Raw genomic sequence first — 19,921 nt, 5'->3', positions numbered from 1 at the left:
AACACTAGGTAACTTTGATCGATCCGCGATGGTCGCGGTTCCGTTGAGGGAGGCATGAGTTGACCATCTCCACCACCAAGAAGCTTCTCGGCGCGACCGTCGCCGCGGGCGTCATCTTCGCGCTCGCCGGTTGCGGCCAGGCACCGACCGACGAGGCCGGGGGATCGGACAAGCCGGCCGACTCCGACTTCCTGCCCTGCCTGATCTCCGACGCGGGCGGCTGGAACGACAAGTCGTTCAACCAGTCGGCCAAGGAGGGCATGGACAGCGCCGCCGAGGAGCTCGACATCAAGCCGCTCGAGTTCGAGTCGGCGAACGACAACGACTACGCGCCGAACCTCGAGACCGCGGTGTCCGAGGGCTGCTCGCTCATCGTCTCGGTCGGCTTCAAGCTGTCGGCCGCCACGGTCGAGTCGGCGCTCGCGAACCCCGAGATCGACTACGCGATCATCGATGACTGGGCCGACAACGACTTCGACGGCGAGGTCGACGCGCCCAACATCAAGCCCCTCGTGTTCGACACGGCTCAGGCCGCCTACCTCGGCGGCTACGCGGCCGCGGCGTGGTCGGCGCAGAGCGGTGTGAACAAGGTCGGCACCTTCGGCGGCATGCAGATCCCGTCGGTCGCCGTGTTCATGGACGGCTACCAGCTCGGTGTCGAGAAGTACAACGAGGACAAGTCGGCTTCGGTCCAGGTCTTCGGATGGGATGCGGCGACGCAGGAGGGCTCCTTCACGGGTGGCTTCGACGCGAACGACACCGCCAAGCAGACCGCTCAGGGCGTGCTCGACCAGGGCGTCGACGTGATCCTCCCGGTCGGTGGCCCCGTCTACCAGAGCGCCGCGGCGGCCATCACCGACAGCGGCAAGGACACCCTGATGCTCGGCGTGGACAGCGACCTCGCGGTTGCCGACCCGAGTGTTGCGGGCATGACGCTCGTGTCGATCATGAAGGCCATCGACGTGGCTGTGCACGACGCGACGATCGCGGCCGCCAAGGGCGACTTCGACCCGGAGCCCTACGTCGGGACGCTCGAGAACGAGGGCGTCAAGCTGTCCGGCTTCGGCGACTTCGAGTCCCAGCTGCCCGAGGGCCTGATGGACGAGCTGAAGACGCTGCAGGAGCAGATCATCTCCGGCGACATCACGGTGGAGTCGAAGAACTCGCCGTGATCTGAAACGGTCCGACACGGGGCGAGTGGTGAGCAGGCTGCCACTCGCCCCGTGCCGTGGACGGACGACGATTCTCCTGAATGACACTTCTGGATAAGGTGCAGATATGAAGCTCGAACTTCGCGGCATCACCAAGCGATTCGGCAGCCTCGTGGCCAACGACCACATCGATCTGGTGGTCGAACCGGGGCAGATCCACGCCCTCCTCGGGGAGAACGGCGCGGGAAAGTCCACCCTCATGAACGTCCTCTACGGCCTGTACCAGGCCGATGAGGGAGAGATCCTCCTCGACGACGAGGTGCAGCACTTCCGCGGCCCGGGTGACGCGATGGCTGCGGGGATCGGCATGGTGCACCAGCACTTCATGCTCGTACCGGTGTTCACGGTCGCCGAGAACGTGATGCTCGGCCACGAGCAGACCAAGGCGCTCGGCACCCTTGACATCGCGAAGGCCCGCCAGCACGTGCGGGACGTCGCCGCGCGCTTCGGCTTCGACATCGACCCCGACGCGATCGTGGGCGACCTGCCCGTCGGCGTGCAGCAGCGGGTCGAGATCATCAAGGCGCTCTCGCGCGACGCGAAGGTGCTCGTGTTCGACGAGCCCACCGCGGTGCTGACCCCCCAGGAGACCGATGAGCTCATGGGCATCATGCGGCAGCTGCGCGACGAGGGCACCGCGATCGTGTTCATCACCCACAAGCTCCGCGAGGTGCGGGAGGTCGCCGACACCATCACGATCGTCCGTCTCGGCCGGATCGTGGGGGAGGCGTCGCCGACTGCGTCGAACGCGGAGCTCGCCTCGCTCATGGTCGGCCGCGCGGTCGAGCTGACGGTGCATAAGGAACCGCCGCGACTGGGCGAGGGCGGCCTGGCGGTGTCCGGACTGCGGGTGCTCACCCCGGCCGGCGCGATCGTCGTGGACGGCGTCGACTTCACCGTGCGACCGGGCGAGGTGCTCGCGATCGCCGGCGTGCAGGGCAACGGGCAGACCGAGCTCGTGGAGGCCATCGTCGGTCTCGCGGCGCGCGTCGAGGGCAGCATCGTGCTCGACGGCAAGGAGCTGGTCGGCAAGAGCGTGCGCGCCATCCTCGACGCGGGAGTCGGGTTCGTCCCGGAGGACCGCACGGAGGACGGCCTGGTCGGCGGGTTCTCGGTCGCCGAGAACCTGGTGCTCGACCGCTCGGACGACCCGGCGTTCAGCCGCGCCGGCACCCTCAAGCGCGCCGTGCTCGAGGAGTTCGCGCGCGAGCGCATCAAGGAGTACGACATCCGCGCGCAGGGGCCCCACACCCCGGCGGGCACGCTGTCGGGTGGAAACCAGCAGAAGGTGGTCATCGCCCGGGAGATGAGCCGCGACCTGCGCCTGCTCGTGGCGGCGCAGCCCACTCGCGGCGTCGACGTCGGCTCGATCGAGTTCATCCACAAGCGGATCATCGAGACGCGCGACGCCGGGATCCCCGTCGTCGTGGTCTCCACGGAGCTGGACGAGGTCGCAGCTCTCGCGGACCGGATCGCGGTCATGTACCGCGGCACGATCGTCGGCATCGTCCCGGGTGACACGCCCCGGGAGACACTCGGACTCATGATGGCCGGTGCGGCCGAAGGAGAGGTGGCCGCGTGAGCGGAGCGACACCAGGCGCAGGGGACGCGACCAAGGGGCTCCCACCCGAACAGCTCGCCACGAGCACCGGCACCGTGCCGCGCGACCCCTCCGACGTCCCGCCGCCTCCCCGCGCGAACGTCGTCCTGAAGGAGATCCTGCGGGGGAGCGCCGTCACCACGATCCTGGCGATCGTGCTCGCGCTCATCGTGGGCGGCATCCTCATCGCCTTCACGAACGAAGACGTGCAGGAGGCGTCCGGGTACTTCTTCGCCCGTCCGACCGACACGTTGGCGGCGGCCTGGAACGCCGTCTACAACGGCTACGAGGCGCTCTTCCGCGGCGCGATCTTCAACGCCCGCGGAGCCGACTTCGCCGCGCAGATCCGTCCGCTGACGAACACGCTCGGTTTCGCCGCGCCGCTCATCGCGGCCGGTCTCGGCGTGGCGCTCGCGTTTCGCGTCGGTCTGTTCAACATCGGTGCGCGCGGCCAGATGCTCATCGGTGTCGCGGTCGCGGCGCTGCTGACCTTCTCCCTCGACCTGCCGCTGTGGCTGCACCTGCCCGTCACGCTCCTCGCCGGCATCGCGGGCGGGGCGCTGTGGGGTGCGATCGCCGGTCTCATCAAGGCCCGCACGGGTGCGCACGAGGTGATCCTCACGATCATGCTCAACTACATCGCGTACTACCTGCTGCTGTGGATGATCCGGACGCCCGGCCTGCTGCAGAAGCCGGGCACGAACCAGGCGCTCGGCTCGCCGACACCCGAGTCGGCGCAGTTCCCGACGCTGCTCGGCCCGCAGTTCCCGCTGCTGGACGTGGGCTTCGTGATCGTGATCATCGCGACGCTGTTCGTCTGGTGGCTCCTCGAGCGCTCCTCCCTCGGCCTGCGCATGCGCGCCGTGGGCGAGAACCCGCACGCCGCCCGCGCCGCCGGCATCAGCGTGCAGCGCATCTACGTCTACGCGATGCTCTTCGCGGGAGGCCTCGCCGGACTCGCGGGGATGAACCAGCTGCAGGGCGCTGTGACCACCGGCGTCACCGAGACCATCGACGCGGGCATCGGCTTCGACGCGATCACCGTCGCCCTCCTCGGCCGCAGCCGCGCGTGGGGCACGTTCGCCGCCGGCATCCTGTTCGGCGCGCTCAAGGCCGGATCGTTCTCGATGCAGGCGCAGGACATCCCGGTCGACATCGTGCTGGTCGTGCAGTCGCTCGTGGTGCTGTTCATCGCCGCGCCGCCGCTGCTGCGCACCGTGTTCTTCCTGCCCAAGTCCGACGCGGAGAAGGCCGCCAAGGCGAGAGCCAAGGCCGCGAAGAAGGCGGTGACGGCATGATGTCGCTCGCACAGACCGAGGCCGCAGACGGCACCGTCCAGCTCGCGACCGTGAAGGAGCGCCACCTCAAGGCGCCCATCGTGCTCGCCGTGCTGACCGTGCTGCTCGCGCTGCTGTTCCTCGCGGTACCCCGTAGCGGCACCAGCACCTTCCGGCTCTCCGACCAGTCGTCGGCGTTCGCACTGCCCGACGTGGCCCTGCCCACCTCGTCGACCTTCTGGTTCGTGTTCGCCGTGCTGGTCGTGATCACGGTCGCCTCGTTCCTGCGGGCATGGGTGTATCGTCTGACCTCGCTCTGGCTGGTCGCTGCCTACGGTGTGTTCGCGGTGTTCGGGTTCCTGGTGTGGGCGTCCGCGGGCGGCCTCGTCCCCGTCACGAGCCTGCTGTTCGGCGCGGTGTCGCTGTCGGTCCCGCTGGTGTTCGGCGCCCTCGGCGGCGTGATCGGCGAGCGCGCCGGTGTGGTCAACGTCGCCATCGAGGGGCAGCTGCTGCTCGGCGCGTTCTCGGCCGCCCTGCTGTCGAGCATCACCGGCAACCCGTTCGTGGGTCTGATCGGCGCGATGGTCGGCGGCGTGCTGGTCGCCAGCGTCCTCGCCGCGTTCGCGATCAAGTACCTCGTCGAGCAGGTCATCGTCGGTGTCGTGCTGAACGTGCTCGTCACCGGTCTCACCGGGTTCCTGTACGGCGCGCTCCTGGCACCCAACGAGGCCGAGCTGAACACGCCGGTGCGGTTCACGCGGATCGAGATCCCGCTGCTCAGCGACATCCCGATCATCGGTCCCGTGCTGTTCAACCAGACGTTCATCGGCTACCTGATGTTCCTCACGGTCGCCGTCGTCGCGTGGGGGCTGTACCGCACCCGCTGGGGGCTGCGGCTCCGCGCCGTCGGTGAGCACCCGCAGGCCGCCGACACGGTGGGCATCAAGGTCAACCCGACGCGGTTCTGGAACGTGCTGCTGGCCGGTGCGATCGCGGGCATGGGCGGTGCGTACTTCACGCTCGTCTCGGTGCCGCAGTTCGGCAAGGACATGACGGCGGGACTCGGCTTCATCGCCCTCGCCGCGGTGATCTTCGGCCGCTGGGACCCGATCAGGGCGACGCTGGCGGCACTGCTGTTCGGCTTCGCGACGAACCTGCAGAACCTGCTGTCGATCCTGAAGACGCCGATCCCCGGCGAGTTCATGCTGATGCTGCCGTACGTGGTGACGCTGCTCGCGGTCGCCGGGTTCGCCGGGCAGATCAAGGCACCTGCCGCCGACGGCAAGCCGTACATCAAGTCGTAGGACGCAGGAAGAAGGAACGACCGTCATGACCGACATCGACTGGGACGAGCTGCGCCAGGTCGCCGCCGACGCGATGACGAAGGCGTACGCGCCGTACTCGCGCTACCGCGTGGGAGCGGCCGCCCTCGTCAGCGACGGACGCATCGTCGCGGGCTGCAACGTGGAGAACGCCTCGTACGGCGTCACGCTGTGTGCGGAGTGCGCACTCGTCGGCGACCTGCACATGTCGGGCGGTGGGCAGCTCGTCGCGTTCGTGTGCGTCAACAACGACGGCGACACGATCATGCCGTGCGGCCGGTGCCGCCAGCTGCTGTACGAACACGCCGTGCCCGGCATGCTGCTGGAGACCGTCTCCGGTATCCGCACGATCGACGAGGTGCTGCCCGATGCGTTCGGGCCGCGCGACCTGGAGGACGCACGATGACCGTTGAGCCGTTCGACGCCGTGGATGTGATCCGCGCCAAGCGCGACGGCGGGGCGGTGCCGGAGCCGGCGCTGCGCTGGATGGTCGACGCGTACACGCGCGGCTACGTCTCGGACGCGCAGATGGCCTCGTTCGCGATGGCGGTGTTCCAGCGGGGCATGGAGCGCGACGAGATCCGCGTGCTGACCGACGCCATGATCGCCTCCGGCGAGCGGATGAGCTTCGCGACCCTCGGCAAGCCCACGGTCGACAAGCACTCCACGGGTGGTGTCGGCGACAAGATCACCCTGCCGCTCGCACCGCTGGTGGCCTCGTTCGGCGTGGCCGTTCCGCAGCTCAGCGGACGCGGCCTCGGTCACACCGGGGGCACGCTCGACAAGCTCGAGGCGATCCCCGGCTGGCGCGCCGCGCTCAGCAACGAGGAGATGTTCGCCCAGATGCGGGGCGACGTGGGGGCGGTGATCTGCGCCGCGGGTTCCGGCCTCGCCCCCGCCGACAAGAAGCTGTACGCGCTGCGCGACGTGACGGGGACGGTCGAGGCGATCCCGCTGATCGCGTCGAGCATCATGTCGAAGAAGATCGCCGAGGGCACCGACGCGCTCGTGCTCGACGTGAAGTTCGGCTCCGGCGCCTTCATGCAGGACATCGACCGCGCGCGGGAGCTCGCACGCACGATGGTCGCACTCGGCACCGACTCCGGCGTCGCCACGACCGCGCTGCTCACGGACATGAACGTGCCGCTGGGCCGCGCGATCGGCAACGCCAACGAGGTGCGCGAGTCCGTCGAGATCCTGGCGGGCGGAGGCCCGGACGACGTGCGGGCACTGACCGTCGCCCTCGCCAGGGAGATGCTCGCCCTCGCCGGGCAGCCCGACGCCGACGTGGAGGCCGCTCTCGACGACGGCCGCGCGATGGACAGCTGGAAGGCCATGATCCGCGCGCAGGACGGCGACCCCGACGCCGCGCTCCCGGTCGCGAGGGAGACGCACGTCGTGACCGCCGCGTCCGACGGTGTCGTGACGCGCATGGACGCGCTGCCCTTCGGGATCGCCGCGTGGCGCCTCGGTGCCGGGCGGGCCAGGGCCGAGGATCCGGTCATCCACGAGGCCGGCATCGACCTGCACGCCAAGCCGGGCGACCGCGTGACCGCCGGGCAGCCGCTGTTCACCCTGTCCGCGGCCGACGAGGCACGGTTCCCCCGCGCGATCGAGGCGCTGGAGGGGGCGTGGGAGCTCGGCGACCGGGCCCCGGAGGCCGGGCCGATCGTCCGCGAGCGCATCACGGCCTGAGGCCGCGGACGGTAGCCTGAAACCGAAGTCCCGCGACCGAGAGGATCCCCATGTCGATCGATGCGAACGGCGATGCCAGCCTGAACGGCGTCTCCCTGCGGAGCCTGCCCAAGGTGTCGTTGCACGACCACCTCGACGGGGCCGTGCGGCCGGCGACGATCATCGAACTCGCGGACGCCATCGGGCTCGACGTGCCGGAGAACGACCCGCGCGCGCTGGGCACCTGGTTCGCGAAGCAGAGCGACTCCGGCTCGCTGGTCGAATACCTGAAGACATTCGACCTCACGACGGCCGTCATGCAGACGCGCGAAGGGCTCACCCGGGTCGCGCGCGAGTTCGTGCAGGATCTCGCGGCCGACGGCGTGATCTACGGAGAGGTGCGCTGGGCGCCCGAGCAGCACCAGGCCGCGGGGCTCACGCTGGAACAGGCCGTGGAGGCCGTGCAGCAGGGCATCGAGGAGGGCGAGGACGCCGCCGACCGCAACGGTCGCAGCATCCGCATCGGCCAGCTGATCACCGCCATGCGGCACACCGACCGCGCCAGGGAGATCGCGGAGCTCGCGGTCGACTTCCGCGGCCGCGGTGCCGTGGGCTTCGACATCGCCGGGCCGGAGGACGGCTTCCCGCCGTCGAACCACCGCGCCGCGTTCGACTTCCTCGCCGAGAACTTCTTCCCCGTGACCGTTCACGCGGGAGAGGCCGCCGGACTCGCATCGATCCGTTCGGCGCTGCTCGACGGGCGCGCGCTGCGGCTGGGCCACGGTGTGCGCATCGCGGAGGACCTGGAGGTCGTCACGCAGGAGGGCGACGAGGTGCAGGTGCGCTTCGGCGAGCTCGCCCGCTGGGTGCGAGACCGCGAGATCCCGCTCGAGCTGTCGCCGTCGTCGAACCTGCAGACCGGGGCCGTCGCGGCCTGGGGCAACGTGCTGGCCGACCACCCGTTCGACCTGCTCTACCAGCTGGGCTTCGCCGTCACCGTGAACGTGGACAACCGCACCATGAGCGCGACCTCGCTCACGCGGGAGCTGGCGCTGCTGGTGGAGACGTTCGACTACGACCTCGACGACCTCGAGACCTTCCAGTTCAACGCCGCGGCCGCCGCGTTCCTCCCCGTCGAGGAACGCGAGGAGCTCGTGGAGATGATCGCCGAGGGATTCGACGCCTGACCGTGGCTTCCGGGGGGAAGCGACGGGGGCGCGTCGCACTGATCATCTCGCTCGCCGCTGTGCTGGTGGTCGGGGGTGGCGCGGCGGCATACCTGCTGCTGAACCGGGGGGCGGCCGAGGCGGCACCGGCGCGGACGGAGTCGCCGCGCCCCGAGCCGTCGCCGTCGCCGACGCCGCTGACCGCGGTCGAGCAGCTGCTGGCCGACGCCGACAACCCGCTGGCGTGTGCCGTGAGCTTCGCCGGCGAGGGCGCCCCGGCGGATCCGCAGCTGCAGTGGCAGAACGGCCTGTACGTCGCGCTGCCGATCCCGGCCGTGGCGGGGAAGGTGTTCGCCGGGTGGTACCCGACGGCGGCAGACGCGGCAGCCTTCACTCCGGAGGCCCGCGTCAACGGCGCCGACCCCGTGGTGTGCGACGACCAGCGGATCGAGCTGTTCGCGGCCTGGAAGACCCCGGAGGAGAACGCGGCGGAGGGCACGCGCGTGCCGATCCTCATGTACCACCAGTTCACATCGAACCCGGACGGGGAGACAGGCTGGCTGCGCGGGAACTACGCCTACATCGGCGACTTCGACGCGCAGATGAACCACATCGCCACCACGGGCTTCTACCTGCCGACGTGGGACGAGCTCAGCGCGTTCATCGACGGCCGGCTGTTCCTGCCCGCGCGCTCGGTCATCATCACGGACGACGACGCCGACCAGAGCTGGTTCGACCTCGCCGTGCCCGTGATCGACAAGTACCGCCTGCTGTCGACCTCGTTCATGATCACGGCCTACCGGACCGATCCGCCCCCGTCGATCTACGTGCTGCGGCGCTCGCACACCAACGACTTGCACCAGGCGGGGGAGAACGGCAAGGGGCGGATGGTGAACTGGACGGCCGATCAGATCGCCGCCGACCTCAACGCCTCGGGCGACGTGCTGGGCGTCCGCGAGGTCATGGCCTACCCCTTCGGACACTACAACGACACGGCGAAGCAGGGCGTGGCGCAGGCCGGCTTTGAGATGGCGCGGACGATCGAGCCCGGGTACGTGCAGATCGGTACGGACAAGCTCGCGCTTCCCGTGGTGCGCATCGACTACGGCATGGGGCTCGACGCCCTGGTGTCGCGGATCGGCTGACGCGTGGCCGCGGTCGTCATCGTCGGTCCCGCCGCCTGGAACAGGATCGTCGTGCTCGACCGGCTGCCGGAGCCGGAACCGCACATGCAGTTCGCCGAGGACAGCTGGGAGACGGTCGGCGGCACGAGTGCGGGCAAGGCGCTGAGCCTGACCGGGCTCGGGCGCGCGGTGGCGCTGCACGCGATCGCGGGGTCGGACGACGACGGCCGGCGGGTGCGCGACGCCCTGGCCGCGGCCGGAGTCCCCGTGCACTGGTCGGACGGCGTGACGGAGCGCCACCTGAACCTCATGACGAGGGCGGGGGAGCGCGTGTCGCTGTACCTGGCGACGCCGGAGGCGGGCGACGGGCGCGACGATGCGGCCCTGGCGGCAGAGCTGGCGGTGGCGGACGCGGTCGTGCTTGACCTGGCCGCTGAACCGTTGCGCCTGCTCCCGCTGGCACGGCGGAGCGGCACGCCGCTCTGGGTGGACGTGCACGACTACGACGGCACGGCCGCGTTCCACCGGCCGTTCCTCGCCGCCGCGCATGCCGTGTTCTGCAACGCCGACCGCCTGGACTCTCCGGTGGAGTTCCTGCGGGCCACGGTCGACGCGGGCGCCCAGCTCGCGGTGTGCACGCTCGGCGCGGACGGCGCGGTGGCGATCGATGCGGACGGGACCGAGGTGCGCGTGCGCGCGGTGCCCACCACGGTCGTCGACACCAACGGCGCAGGCGACGCGTTCCTCGCCGGCGTGCTGGACGCCCGACTGGGCGGAGCCGGGCTCGCCGCCGCGCTGGAGGCCGGGGCGCGGACGGCGTCGCTCGTGCTCGGCACCCGGCACCTGCACCCGCTGCTCGACCCCGTCCTCGGCTGAGAGGTGCCGGTCAGCGGGGAACCGACAACAGGAACCCGCCCACGATGTCGGTGAGCTGCGCGCGCATCTCCTCCTCGGACAGGGTCGGCTCGCCGTCGCCCGCCTGTGGCCCGTAATCACCGAACGAGGCATGAGAGGCGCCGTCGATCTCGACGAGTTCGGCGTCGGCGGGGAGCATCGGCCGCGCATCGGCGATCTTCTCCGGGGTGGACAGGCCGTCCGCGCTCCCGGCCACGCTGAGCACCGGGAGCTCGGAATCGGACAGGTCGTTCGCGCAGTACGACGCGAACAGCACCAGGGCATCGGCGGCGGTGGCGAGCTGGCAGGCGCGGACGCCGCCCAGGGAGTGGCCGCCGACGGCCCAGGACTCGACATCGGGCGCCGCGGACGTGAAGTCGTCCAGGCCGCGGGGGTCGAAGAACGCGAGGTTCAACCACGGCCGGGTGATCACGACCGTGATGCCCTCCTCGGCGAGGCCCTGGAGCGGGGCCGCATAGGCCCACGGATCGACCTTGGCGCCCGGGATGAACACCAGGCCCCGTTCCGAGTCGCCGTCGGCGGGTTCCAGCACGATGCCTTCGTCGGCGTCGGTCACGGTGATCGCCGAATTGGCACGGACCTCGGCGAGCGGACCCGGTTCGGCCGGCATGACCCCGATCTGGGTGTAGGCGAGCACACCGCCGATCGCGAGGACCAGCACGATGGCCAGAGCCCACAGGACACGTCTCAGGATGCGGCGGCGGGGCTTCTTCTGCACGGAGGCAACGCTACTCCCGTCGGCGGGAGACGGAGGGGTGCGTGGCCAGGTACTCCTCGAACGCCTCCGCCGAGGTGCGCGTGGGCGTGAAGCCGAAATCCTCGATGAGTCGGCGGTTGGACAGCACGGGCCGCCAGCGCAGGAACGGCACCTTCTCCGGCCCGTGCTCGGTGAGCCGGAGCATCCGTCCCAGGCGGAGCGCCGCGTCCAGTGCCCACGCGGGGACCACGAGCTGTCTCTTGCCGAGCCGCGCGGCGATCTGCGGCACCGTGAGACGCCCGTCTCCGGCAACGTTGAACACCCCGGCCGGTCCGTCCGTCGCCGCCCGCACCATCGCGGTCGCGACGTCGTCGACCCAGACGAACACGAAGGGGGAGTCGGAGCCCGCGATGCGCAGGATGTGCCGCCCGTCCCAGAGCGCGGTGATCTGATTCCGCACGGTCGGACCGAGGATCGTCCCGATGCGGAACACGACCTGCTCGAGTCCGGGGTGCTCGCTCCGGCAGTCGGACAGCATCTCCTCGACCAGCCGTTTGTGGCGCGCGTACGGGAACGCGTCGTTGCCGCGCAGAGGCGTGCTCTCGTCGTTCCAGGCGGGGTTGTCGGGGTGGTAGCCGTACGCGGCGCCCGAGCTCGACACGACGATCCGGCGGACGCCGGTCTCGACGCACGCGGCGAGCACATTCGCGGAGCCGATCACATCGACCCGGTACTCCCGGTCGACGTCGCGACCCGGATTCACGATCGCGGCGAGGTGCACCACGGTGTCGATCCGGTGGGCGCGCAGCAGGGGCGCGACGGCTGCGGCATCGGTCACGTCGAGCAGCGCGTTCACGACGCCGTCCCGCGCGGGGGCATCCCGCACATCCGCGGCCACGACCAGCTCCACGTCGTCACGGCGCGCGAGGGCGCTCGCGACGTGCGTGCCGAGGAAACCCGCACCGCCCGTGATCAGCACCCGCCGCATCAGGCCGCCTCGATGCTCATGCGACCACTCGCATCGCCGTCGGGGCTTCCGGTCCGCCGTCGGGTGTGCCGCGCCCACAGCCCGGCGAGCACGAGTCCGGCGATGATGTCCCAGATGCCCCACCAGCCCGCCACGATGGCCATGCCGCCCAGCCCGTCGAAGAACAGGAAGACCAGGCCCAGGCCGAGCCCGGCGTTGCGGATGCCCACCTCGAAGGTCATGGCCTTGCGCTCGCGGGTGCCCAGTCCGCCGACCACGGCCGTGCCGTAACCGAGGGCCAGCGCGACCGCATCGTGCACGGCGACCACCAGGAGGATGATGCCGAGCACCTGCACGAACACCGTCCAGTTGCCGATCAGGGCGGCCACGATGAAGCCCAGCAGTGCGAGCAGGCTGAACCACTTCACGAAGGGCTGCACGCGCGCGCTCACCCCCGGCAGCTTCGCCCGCAGCAGCAGCCCGAGGGCGAACGGGAGACCGACGATCAGCAGGATCTCGAGCAGCATGCGCCACGGGTCGAGCGAGATGTCGCGCAGCAGCGTGCGTGCGGTCGGGTGCAGCGACCCCCAGAACGTGATGCTCAGCGGCATCGCGACGATGTAGACCAGGTTGCCGACCGCCGTGAGCGACACGGACAGCGCGACGTTGCCGCCCGCGCGATGCGTGAGCACCTGCGAGATGTTGCCGGGCGGACAGCACGCGACCAGCAGCATCCCCAACGCCATCGACGGCGGGACGGGCAGCACCAGCGTGAGCAGGAACGTCGCGACGGGGAGCAGCAGGAGCTGGGCGAGGATCGCGATCGCGAACGGCTTCGGGTGCTTCGCCACGACGCGGAAGTCCTGCGGTGACGTGTCCAGCGCGATGCCGAACATGATCAGGCCGAGCACCACGTTGAGGATCGTGAGCGTGCCGGGGGTGAAGGAGAGCACCACGTCGTCGACGTTCACGCCCCGGCCTCCAGCGACTGCCGCTCCTGCCGGACCGCGCGGCGATAGGCGTCCTTATTCACGTAGTAGGCCATCCGGTCGAGGCCGAGGTAGTGGTAGCCGCCGGTCACGTCCGGCCACGGGGCCCCGGTCACCCGCTCGCGGAATCGCACGCCGCGCTCGGGAGCCGTCTCCACCGCGTGCAGGTAGGAGGCGAGGAGCTCGGCCTGCTCGTAGCGCCCCTGCCACCCGATCCCCGACGCCTCGATCATGCCCATCACGAACAGCCCGTTGAAGGAGGAGGGGAACACGTTCAGGAACAGCCTCGGGGCCGCTCCGCGCCAGTGCAGGTGCTCCGGATCGACGAACGGGTAGTCGAGGCGGTAGCCGGTGGCGAGCAGGACCAGGTCGTAGTCGTCCGCGCTCCCGTCGCGGAAGTGCACCGTGGAGCCGTCGAAGCGGTCGATGTCGGGTCGGATGCGCAGGTCGCCCTGGCCGAGGTGGTTCAGGACGAGCGTGTTCACGATCGGGTGCGACTCGTACAGCCGGTAGTCGGGCCGGGGGAAGCCGAACCGTACCGGATCGCCCGTGAACGCCCGCAGCACGCGGGTGTCGATCGCCTGCTTGAGCCGGGCGGGCAGCGGTCGGCCCTGGTTGAGCGTGTCGCTGGGACGCCCGAACAGGTAGCGCGGCACGAAGTAGTAGCCGCGGCGCACGCTCATGTCGACCGACGCCGCATGGTGCACGGCGTCGACGGCGATGTCGCACCCCGAGTTGCCCGCGCCGATCAGCAGAACGCGCTTCCCCGCGAGCTGCTGCGGCGACCGGTACGCGCTGGTGTGCTGCAGCTCGCCCGTGAACGCACCGCGGAACGAGGGGACGTTCGGCGTGGCGAGCGTGCCGTTCGCGAGCACCACGCCCGCGTACCACCGGGTGTGCTCGCCGTCCGGTCCCGTGGCGGTGAGGTCCCAGCCGCCGTCGCGGGGTTCGAGCCTGGTCACGGCCGTGTCGAAGCGGAACAGCCCTGTCAGGCCGAAGTGCTCGGCGTAGTCGGTGAAGTACCCCTTGAGCACGCGGTGCCCCGGGTAGTCCGCGGTGGTCCGCATCGGGAACTCCGCGAACTCGGTCGTGGTGCGCGAGGAGATCAGGTGCGCGGACTCGTACATGGTGCTGCGCGGGTTGTCGATGTCCCACAGGCCGCCGACGCCGTGCGACGCCTCGTACCCGTCCACGGCGATGCCGCGCTTCTGCAGCGCTCTGGCTGCTGCCAGGCCCGACGGCCCCGCGCCGATCACGGCGTATCTGTTCATCCCGCTCCCCGCACGTCGCTGTGCTCGAAAAAACGCCCCCGCGCACCGATCGTAGCGGTGCGCGGGGGCGCGTCGTGGACGGTCGCCGCGGCGGATCAGGTGTCGCGCAGGACGGTCTGCCGGGCGGCGACGGCCTCGCGCACCGCGTCGTACAGCGGGTGTTCGGGGTCGAGTCCGGTGGTGCGGGTCGTGAACGCTCCGGCGTCCTCGCTGCGCAGGAGCGCCTGGAGCTCGACGGACTGCTCATCCGCGGGGTCGTCGAACTCGAGAGCGGCGGCGACGGCGGCCACCAGGGCCCCGGTCGGCAGCCCGCGCTCCGCGGCCATCGCGGCGGGGCCGATGAAACGCTCGTGGCGGGAGATCTTGCGCAGCGGCTGCCGCCCCACGCGCTGCACCGTGTCGACCAGTTCCGGGTTGCGGAACCGGTCGAGGATCGTGGCGCGGTACGCGGCGAGCTCGGCCGGATCGAGACCGTGCACCGCCGCGAGCACGGCCGATGTCTCCTGCAGGGCTGCGGACACCCGGGCGGCGATGTCGGGGTCGGCCAGCGCGTCGGAGATGCGCTCGATGCCCGCGCGAGCGCCGAAGTACGCGGTCGCGGCGTGTCCCGTGTTCACCGTGAACAGCTTGCGCTCGATGTACGGCGCGAGGTCCGCGACGAAGTGCGCCCCCGGGATGTGCGGCGGCGCTTCCCCGAACGGCCCCGACTCGATGGCCCACTCCACGTACGGCTCCACCGTGACGTCGACGCCCGCGCCCTCGGGCTGCGCGGGCACGATGCGGTCCACCGCGGTGTTCGCGAACACCGCGCGCGACAGCAGGGCCTCGGCGTCGGACCCGGCGGCCGCGGCGACCTCGGCGCGCAGCTGGTCGGTCGCGCCGATCGCGTTCTCGCACGCCATGACCTGCAGCGGCGCGGCCGAGGGGGAGCGGAGCGCGAGCCCCGCGACGATCGACGGCGCCACGAAGCGCAGCACCGTCGGTCCCACGGCCGTGGTGACGACGTCCGCGGTCGCCACCTCCTCCGCGACGGCATCGGGGTCGGTGCGGCTGTTCACCGCGCGGAACCCGGTGACGACGTGATCGGTCCCCCCGGGGCCGGCCTCGTGCACGGTGTACTCGTCGACCGCGTTGATGGCGTCGACGAGAGCCCCGGCGACATCCGAGAACACGACCTCGTACCCGCCCTCGTGCAGCAGCAGGCCGACGAATCCGCGCCCGATGTTGCCGGCCCCGAAGTGGACCGCCTTCATGCCTCGTTCACCTCCGACAGGAGCGTGTAGAGCTCCTCCGGGGTCTGCGCCGCGGCGAGCTTCGCGACGTCGTCCTCGTCCGAGAACAGGATCGCGATGCGCGACAGGATCTCCAGGTGCTCGTCCCCGACACCGGCGATGCCGATCACGAAGGTCGCCTGCTCGCCGTCCCAGTCGACGCCGCCGTCGTAGCGCACGACCGAGAGGGCCGAGGCGAGGATGGCGTCCTTCGCGTCGTTGGTGCCGTGCGGGATCGCGAGCCCGTTGCCCATGTAGGTCGACACGGTCTGCTCGCGCTGCCGCATCGCGTCGACGTAGGCGGGGGTGACCGCTCCGGCGGCGACGAGGATGTCCGTCGCCTCCTGGAGAGCGTCGTCCCGCGTCGCACCCGACGGGTGGATCCGGATCTGCTCGAGGGTGAGCACGCTCATTCTTCGTCCTTTCGCTGTTCCCTGACCATCTCGACGACCTCTTCGTACTTCGGCGAGTTCATGAAGTTGTCGACGGAGACGTGGATGGAGTTCGGCGACTTCGTCTGCGCCCGCTCCGTGAGCTGCTGCTGCGTGATCACCAGGTCGGCGGTGCCGTCGAGGTTCGCGATCGCCGCGTTGGTCACGGTGACGCCCTCGATCCCGGCCTTCTTGATCTTGTTGCGGAGCACGCTGGCGCCCATCGCCGAGGAGCCCATGCCGGCGTCGCACGCGAACACGATCGTGGAGATCGGCCGGTCGGCGACCGCGGTCGCGGGCGCCTCGGTCGCGGCGGTCGCTGTCGCAGCGCCCGACGAGGTGCGCAGCGCGTCCATCGCGGCGGACGACTTGCCCTTGTTCGCCTCGGTCTGCGCGATCGCCGCACCGAACGTGTCGCCCTCCGCCGCGAGGTCGCGCTTGCGCGAGGCCCGCAGGATCACGGCGGTGAGCAGGAACGTGACGGCGGCAGCGAGGATGACGGACAGGTAGACCACGAGCAGGTTCGCGACGCCGGGGCCGATCGCCGCGGCGGTCACCGCGATGATGCTGCCGGGCGCCGCCGGGAAGGCCAGGCCTCCGCCGAGGAGCATGTTCGTGGTGACACCGGTCGCTCCACCCGCGATCAGGGCGAGGATCGTTGCCGGCTTGCTCAGCGCGTACGGGAAGTAGATCTCGTGGATGCCGCCGAAGAACTGGATGATCGCGGCTCCGGGCGCGGACGCCCGCGCGGCACCGACCCCGAAGAAGCTGAACGCCAGCAGCAGGCCGATGCCCGGACCTGGGTTCGCCTCGATGAGGAACAGGATTGACTTGCCGGTCTCGGTCGCCTGCTCGATGCCGAGCGGGGTGAACACGCCGTGGTTGATGGCGTTGTTGAGGAACAGCACCTTCGCGGGCTCGACGATGATCGACACCAGCGGCAGCAGGTTCAGTCCCACGAGCCAGTCGACGGCGGCGCCCAGCGCGGTGCTGATGCCGAGCATGACCGGTCCGAACGCGAAGAAGCCGACGATCGCGAGGATCATGCCGAGGATGCCCGCCGAGAAGTTGTTCACGAGCATCTCGAACCCGGGGCGGATCTTGCCGTCCCACAGGCGATCCATCTGCTTCGTGAGCCATGCGGCGATCGGTCCCATGATCATGGCGCCGAGGAACATCGGGATGTTCGTACCGACGATCACGCCGACCGTGGCGATCGTGGCCACGACGCCACCGCGCTCGCCGTAGACCAGGCGGCCCGCGGTGTTGGCGATCAGCAGCGGCAGCAGGTAGGTGACCATCGGGCCGACCAGCCCGACGTACGCCAGGATGTTGCCGCCGTCACCCTCGGCCACCGCGGTCATGGCACCCTGCCAGCCGATCACGGCCGAGTCGCCGCCGCCGCCGATGATCTCGGCGACCCCGGCCCAGTGCCAGCCGAAGGGGCTGTCCGCGCCGAAGAAGCCGGCGGGGATGAAGAGCATCGTGATGAAGCCCCAGGCGATGAAGGCCGCGATGTTCGGCATGATCATGCCCGAGAGGAAGGTGCCGAAGCGCTGGACACCCAGGCGGAGGCCGCCGGGTCTCGTGGCGGCAGGTGACGTCGTCGTCATGATGTCGTCTCTTTCTGGTGAGGGGGGAGTGCCGCGGCGAGGGTCGCCACGGCGGTTCGGGCGGAGGAGGCGTCGTCGGCGTCCAGCGCGGCTTCCGCCAGGCTGAGCGCGTCGGAAGCGGTGCGTTCGGAGAGGGCGCGGCGCACGTCGGCCAACGCGGACGGCGCCATCGAGAGACTGGTCGCCCCGAGACCCACGAGCACGACGGCGAGGAGGGGGTCGGCCGCGGCCTCCCCGCAGATCCCCACGGGCTTGCCGAGACGGGCACCGGCCGCGCCGACCTCGCGCACCAGGCGGAGCACGGCGGGGTGCCACGGGTCCTGGAACGACGCGACCGAGCCGAGCAGGCGGTCGGCGGCCATCGTGTACTGCGTGAGGTCGTTGGTGCCGATCGAGGCGAAGTCCGCGTGGGCGAGCACCCGGTCGGCCAGCAGGGCGCTGGACGGGACCTCGACCATGACCCCGGCGGTCTTCAGCCCGTACTCGCGTGCGAGCCCCGTGAAGTACACGGTCTCCTCGACCGTCGCGACCATGGGCGCCATAACCCACAGGTCGGCGTCGGTCTCGGCGTCGGCTTCCGCGAGCGCCGTGAGCTGCTCGCGCAGGATGTCCTCGCTCGCCCGCAGCGCCCGGAGGCCGCGGAGCCCCAGGGCCGGGTTCTCCTCGTGCGCGTCGTTGAGAAAGGCCAGGGGCTTGTCGGCGCCCGCGTCGAGCATGCGCACCACGACCTTCCGGCCGGGGAACGCCGTCAGGAGCTCGCGGTACGACTCGCGCTGCTGCGCCACCGTCGGGGCCTGGGACGCCGAGAGGAACAGGAACTCGGTGCGGAACAGCCCGACGCCCTCGGCCCCCCGAGCGACCGCATCGGCGGCGTCCGCAGGCTTCCCCAGGTTCGCCAGCAGCGCGATGGGCGTGCCGTCGGCGAGGGCGCCGGGAGTGGCTGGTGCATCGACGGCCGAGCGTCGGGCCGCGGCGCGCTCCGCGGCTCGGGCCAGGGCCGCGGTGCTGGGCTCGCGGGTCACGACCCCGGCTGCGGCGTCGACGATCACGGTCTCGCCCGTGGTGAGGGCGGTGCCCTCGGACGCCCCGACGATCGCGACGATGCCCTTCTCGCGGGCGAGGATCGCGGTGTGCGACGTGGGGCCGCCGTCCGTGGTGATGAGCGCGAGCACCTGGTCGAGGTCGAGCAGCGCGGTGTCCGCCGGGGCGAGGTCGCGCGCGACCAGCACGAACGGGTGCCCGGGGTTCGGCACGCCGGGGGCGTCGACCCCGCGCAGGCGGGCGAGCACGCGCTGGGCGATGTCGTCGAGGTCGGCGGCGCGCTCCCCGAGGTAGCCGCCCACGGCCTCCAGCGTCGCGCGGAACCCGGCGAACGCGTCGTGCACGGCCCACTCCGCGGTGGCGCCGCGGTCGATGCGGGCATCCACCTCGTCCTGCAGCGTCGGGTCCTCGGCGATCATGGCCTGCGCCTCGAGCACCTCCTGCGCCGCTCCTCCGGCGGCCTCGCCGCGCGCGGTCAGCTCCCGTGCCACCGTGGCGACGGCCTCGCGGGCTCGCGCGCGCTCGGCATCGGCGCCCGCGGTGCTGGGCGAGTCGTCCGGCGCCGGCAGTGCCTCGGTCATCCGGACGACCGGTCCCTGGGCGACGCCGAGGCCGATTCCCACCCCGCGCAGCTCGCTCATCCGGCCGCGTCCTGATCGTGATCGGTGGTCAGCAGCTCGGTGAGCGTGTCCAGCACGTCCTCCGCGCCGTCGCCCTCGGCCGTGAGCGTGACGTAGTCGCCGTGCTCGACCGCGAGCGCGATGACGCCGAGGATGCTGGCGGCGTTGACCGGCTTGCCGGAGTCCTTCGCGATGGTCACGGCGAGACCGGAATCCTTGGCCGCCTGCGCGAAGATCTTCGCGGGGCGGGCGTGCAGGCCGTGCGAGGAGCCGATCCGGACGGTGCGAGTGGCGGTCATGGTGTTCCTTTCGGTGTCTCGCCGGCGTCGGCGAGGATCGAGCGGGCAAGCCGGAGGGTGCGGCTGCCGTCGCGGTCGGCGAAGACGTCGTCGGGCAGCAGCGCCACCGGGCCGTCGGCGACGCGGCGGATGTCGGCGAGCCGGTCGCCGAGGTGCGGGCCGATGAGCACGAGGTCGTGGCGCCCTGCGGCGACGGAGCTCTCCGTTCCGGCCGCCGCATCCCAGTCCAGGCCGACGGACTCCGCCGCCCTGCGCAACCGCTGCGCGACGAACGTGCTCGACGCGCCAGCGCCGCACACCACGAGGATCCTCATCGATGCCGCCTTTCCTGAGAACAGTCTGAGAACGCGGAGCGGGGTCGCGCCAACACGTTCCTTTCCGCCCCTGCGGAACCTCGGTTTCCGCGCGCCCCGCCCGTCGGGCTGACATCATG

Annotated in this window: 19 protein-coding genes; 9 read left to right on the top strand and 10 right to left on the bottom strand. The window is 70.9% G+C overall.

The window, feature by feature from the left end; all coding sequences use genetic code 11:
* The first annotated feature begins 59 nt into the window (after positions 1-59).
* From DW297_RS06010 to DW297_RS05970, 9 genes are all read left to right on the top strand, one after another.
* A complete protein-coding gene (locus DW297_RS06010) occupies positions 60-1,172 on the top strand; it encodes a BMP family lipoprotein (protein WP_136030376.1) in 1,113 nt (370 codons plus the stop codon).
* 106 nt (positions 1,173-1,278) lie between these two features.
* Positions 1,279-2,793, top strand: coding sequence for an ABC transporter ATP-binding protein (locus tag DW297_RS06005; RefSeq protein ID WP_136030374.1), 1,515 nt, complete (start codon positions 1,279-1,281; stop codon positions 2,791-2,793).
* Complete coding sequence (locus DW297_RS06000; RefSeq protein WP_136030370.1) at positions 2,790-4,109, top strand: ABC transporter permease; 1,320 nt, start codon at positions 2,790-2,792, stop codon at positions 4,107-4,109. Before DW297_RS06005 ends, DW297_RS06000 begins: the two co-directional genes overlap by 4 nt.
* Complete coding sequence (locus tag DW297_RS05995; protein ID WP_136030368.1) at positions 4,106-5,392, top strand: ABC transporter permease; 1,287 nt, start codon at positions 4,106-4,108, stop codon at positions 5,390-5,392. The genes DW297_RS06000 and DW297_RS05995 overlap by 4 nt, the downstream gene beginning before the upstream one ends.
* A 25-nt stretch (positions 5,393-5,417) precedes the next feature.
* On the top strand, positions 5,418-5,816 hold the full coding sequence (locus DW297_RS05990) for a cytidine deaminase (protein WP_136030366.1): 399 nt from the start codon (positions 5,418-5,420) through the stop codon (positions 5,814-5,816).
* Entirely contained in the window at positions 5,813-7,105 is a 1,293-nt protein-coding gene (locus tag DW297_RS05985) for a thymidine phosphorylase (RefSeq protein ID WP_136030364.1), read from the top strand. Before DW297_RS05990 ends, DW297_RS05985 begins: the two co-directional genes overlap by 4 nt.
* A 50-nt stretch (positions 7,106-7,155) precedes the next feature.
* Positions 7,156-8,271, top strand: a complete 1,116-nt coding sequence (locus DW297_RS05980; protein ID WP_136030362.1) for an adenosine deaminase — start codon at positions 7,156-7,158, stop codon at positions 8,269-8,271.
* 2 nt (positions 8,272-8,273) lie between these two features.
* A complete protein-coding gene (locus tag DW297_RS05975; RefSeq protein ID WP_136030360.1) occupies positions 8,274-9,395 on the top strand; it encodes a polysaccharide deacetylase family protein in 1,122 nt (373 codons plus the stop codon).
* Positions 9,396-9,398: 3 nt separating this feature from the next.
* Positions 9,399-10,250 carry a carbohydrate kinase family protein gene (locus DW297_RS05970; protein WP_240744532.1) on the top strand — a complete coding sequence of 284 codons (852 nt, stop codon included), beginning with the start codon at positions 9,399-9,401 and terminating at the stop codon, positions 10,248-10,250.
* Positions 10,251-10,260: 10 nt separating this feature from the next.
* Here DW297_RS05970 and DW297_RS05965 read toward each other — a convergent pair whose 3' ends face one another.
* The 10 genes from DW297_RS05965 to DW297_RS05920 all read right to left on the bottom strand — a co-directional run bounded on the left by DW297_RS05965 (position 10,261) and on the right by DW297_RS05920 (position 19,802).
* On the bottom strand, positions 10,261-11,007 hold the full coding sequence (locus DW297_RS05965; protein ID WP_168442806.1) for an alpha/beta hydrolase: 747 nt from the start codon (positions 11,005-11,007) through the stop codon (positions 10,261-10,263).
* 10 nt (positions 11,008-11,017) lie between these two features.
* Complete coding sequence (locus tag DW297_RS05960) at positions 11,018-11,974, bottom strand: SDR family oxidoreductase (protein ID WP_136030357.1); 957 nt, start codon at positions 11,972-11,974, stop codon at positions 11,018-11,020.
* The gene (locus DW297_RS05955; protein ID WP_136030355.1) at positions 11,974-12,924 is read right to left on the bottom strand and encodes a bile acid:sodium symporter family protein; all 951 of its coding nucleotides are present in this window, start codon (positions 12,922-12,924) and stop codon (positions 11,974-11,976) included. The genes DW297_RS05960 and DW297_RS05955 overlap by 1 nt, the downstream gene beginning before the upstream one ends.
* The gene (locus DW297_RS05950; RefSeq protein ID WP_136030353.1) at positions 12,921-14,213 is read right to left on the bottom strand and encodes a flavin-containing monooxygenase; all 1,293 of its coding nucleotides are present in this window, start codon (positions 14,211-14,213) and stop codon (positions 12,921-12,923) included. Before DW297_RS05950 ends, DW297_RS05955 begins: the two co-directional genes overlap by 4 nt.
* Before the next feature lie 95 nt (positions 14,214-14,308).
* On the bottom strand, positions 14,309-15,466 hold the full coding sequence (locus DW297_RS05945; protein WP_136030351.1) for a mannitol-1-phosphate 5-dehydrogenase: 1,158 nt from the start codon (positions 15,464-15,466) through the stop codon (positions 14,309-14,311).
* Positions 15,463-15,897 (bottom strand): PTS sugar transporter subunit IIA, encoded by a 435-nt coding sequence (locus DW297_RS05940; protein WP_136030348.1) that lies wholly within the window; start codon positions 15,895-15,897, stop codon positions 15,463-15,465. The genes DW297_RS05945 and DW297_RS05940 overlap by 4 nt, the downstream gene beginning before the upstream one ends.
* Positions 15,894-17,528 (bottom strand): PTS mannitol transporter subunit IICB, encoded by a 1,635-nt coding sequence (locus DW297_RS05935; RefSeq protein WP_136030346.1) that lies wholly within the window; start codon positions 17,526-17,528, stop codon positions 15,894-15,896. The genes DW297_RS05940 and DW297_RS05935 overlap by 4 nt, the downstream gene beginning before the upstream one ends.
* Positions 17,525-19,210 (bottom strand): phosphoenolpyruvate--protein phosphotransferase, encoded by a 1,686-nt coding sequence (ptsP, locus tag DW297_RS05930; protein WP_136030344.1) that lies wholly within the window; start codon positions 19,208-19,210, stop codon positions 17,525-17,527. Before ptsP ends, DW297_RS05935 begins: the two co-directional genes overlap by 4 nt.
* Entirely contained in the window at positions 19,207-19,488 is a 282-nt protein-coding gene (locus DW297_RS05925) for an HPr family phosphocarrier protein (RefSeq protein ID WP_136030342.1), read from the bottom strand. The genes ptsP and DW297_RS05925 overlap by 4 nt, the downstream gene beginning before the upstream one ends.
* Positions 19,485-19,802: a PTS sugar transporter subunit IIB gene (locus tag DW297_RS05920; RefSeq protein ID WP_136030339.1), complete on the bottom strand. Its 318-nt coding sequence runs from the start codon at positions 19,800-19,802 to the stop codon at positions 19,485-19,487. The genes DW297_RS05925 and DW297_RS05920 overlap by 4 nt, the downstream gene beginning before the upstream one ends.
* Between the last annotated feature and the right edge of the window lie 119 nt (positions 19,803-19,921).

Origin of the sequence: Microbacterium sp. PF5 (genome assembly GCF_004794315.1) — a bacterium.
GTDB classification, from domain to species: Bacteria; Actinomycetota; Actinomycetes; order Actinomycetales; family Microbacteriaceae; genus Microbacterium; species Microbacterium sufflavum.
Note: the sequence above shows the minus strand (reverse complement) of the source record. Positions and strands in the feature narration are given on the sequence as shown.

What these genes read in the sequence shown, in the direction of transcription:
- DW297_RS06005 (WP_136030374.1), top strand. Translation starts at nt 1,279, where the DNA reads ATGAAGCTCGAACTTCGCGGCATCACCAAGCGATTCGGCAGCCTCGTG.
- DW297_RS05995 (WP_136030368.1), top strand. Translation starts at nt 4,106, where the DNA reads ATGATGTCGCTCGCACAGACCGAGGCCGCAGACGGCACCGTCCAGCTC.
- DW297_RS05990 (WP_136030366.1), top strand. Translation starts at nt 5,418, where the DNA reads ATGACCGACATCGACTGGGACGAGCTGCGCCAGGTCGCCGCCGACGCG.
- DW297_RS05985 (WP_136030364.1), top strand. Translation starts at nt 5,813, where the DNA reads ATGACCGTTGAGCCGTTCGACGCCGTGGATGTGATCCGCGCCAAGCGC.
- DW297_RS05980 (WP_136030362.1), top strand. Translation starts at nt 7,156, where the DNA reads ATGTCGATCGATGCGAACGGCGATGCCAGCCTGAACGGCGTCTCCCTG.
- DW297_RS05960 (WP_136030357.1), bottom strand. Translation starts at nt 11,974, where the DNA reads ATGCGGCGGGTGCTGATCACGGGCGGTGCGGGTTTCCTCGGCACGCAC.
- DW297_RS05950 (WP_136030353.1), bottom strand. Translation starts at nt 14,213, where the DNA reads ATGAACAGATACGCCGTGATCGGCGCGGGGCCGTCGGGCCTGGCAGCA.
- DW297_RS05945 (WP_136030351.1), bottom strand. Translation starts at nt 15,466, where the DNA reads ATGAAGGCGGTCCACTTCGGGGCCGGCAACATCGGGCGCGGATTCGTC.
- DW297_RS05940 (WP_136030348.1), bottom strand. Translation starts at nt 15,897, where the DNA reads ATGAGCGTGCTCACCCTCGAGCAGATCCGGATCCACCCGTCGGGTGCG.
- DW297_RS05935 (WP_136030346.1), bottom strand. Translation starts at nt 17,528, where the DNA reads ATGACGACGACGTCACCTGCCGCCACGAGACCCGGCGGCCTCCGCCTG.
- ptsP (WP_136030344.1), bottom strand. Translation starts at nt 19,210, where the DNA reads ATGAGCGAGCTGCGCGGGGTGGGAATCGGCCTCGGCGTCGCCCAGGGA.
- DW297_RS05925 (WP_136030342.1), bottom strand. Translation starts at nt 19,488, where the DNA reads ATGACCGCCACTCGCACCGTCCGGATCGGCTCCTCGCACGGCCTGCAC.
- DW297_RS05920 (WP_136030339.1), bottom strand. Translation starts at nt 19,802, where the DNA reads ATGAGGATCCTCGTGGTGTGCGGCGCTGGCGCGTCGAGCACGTTCGTC.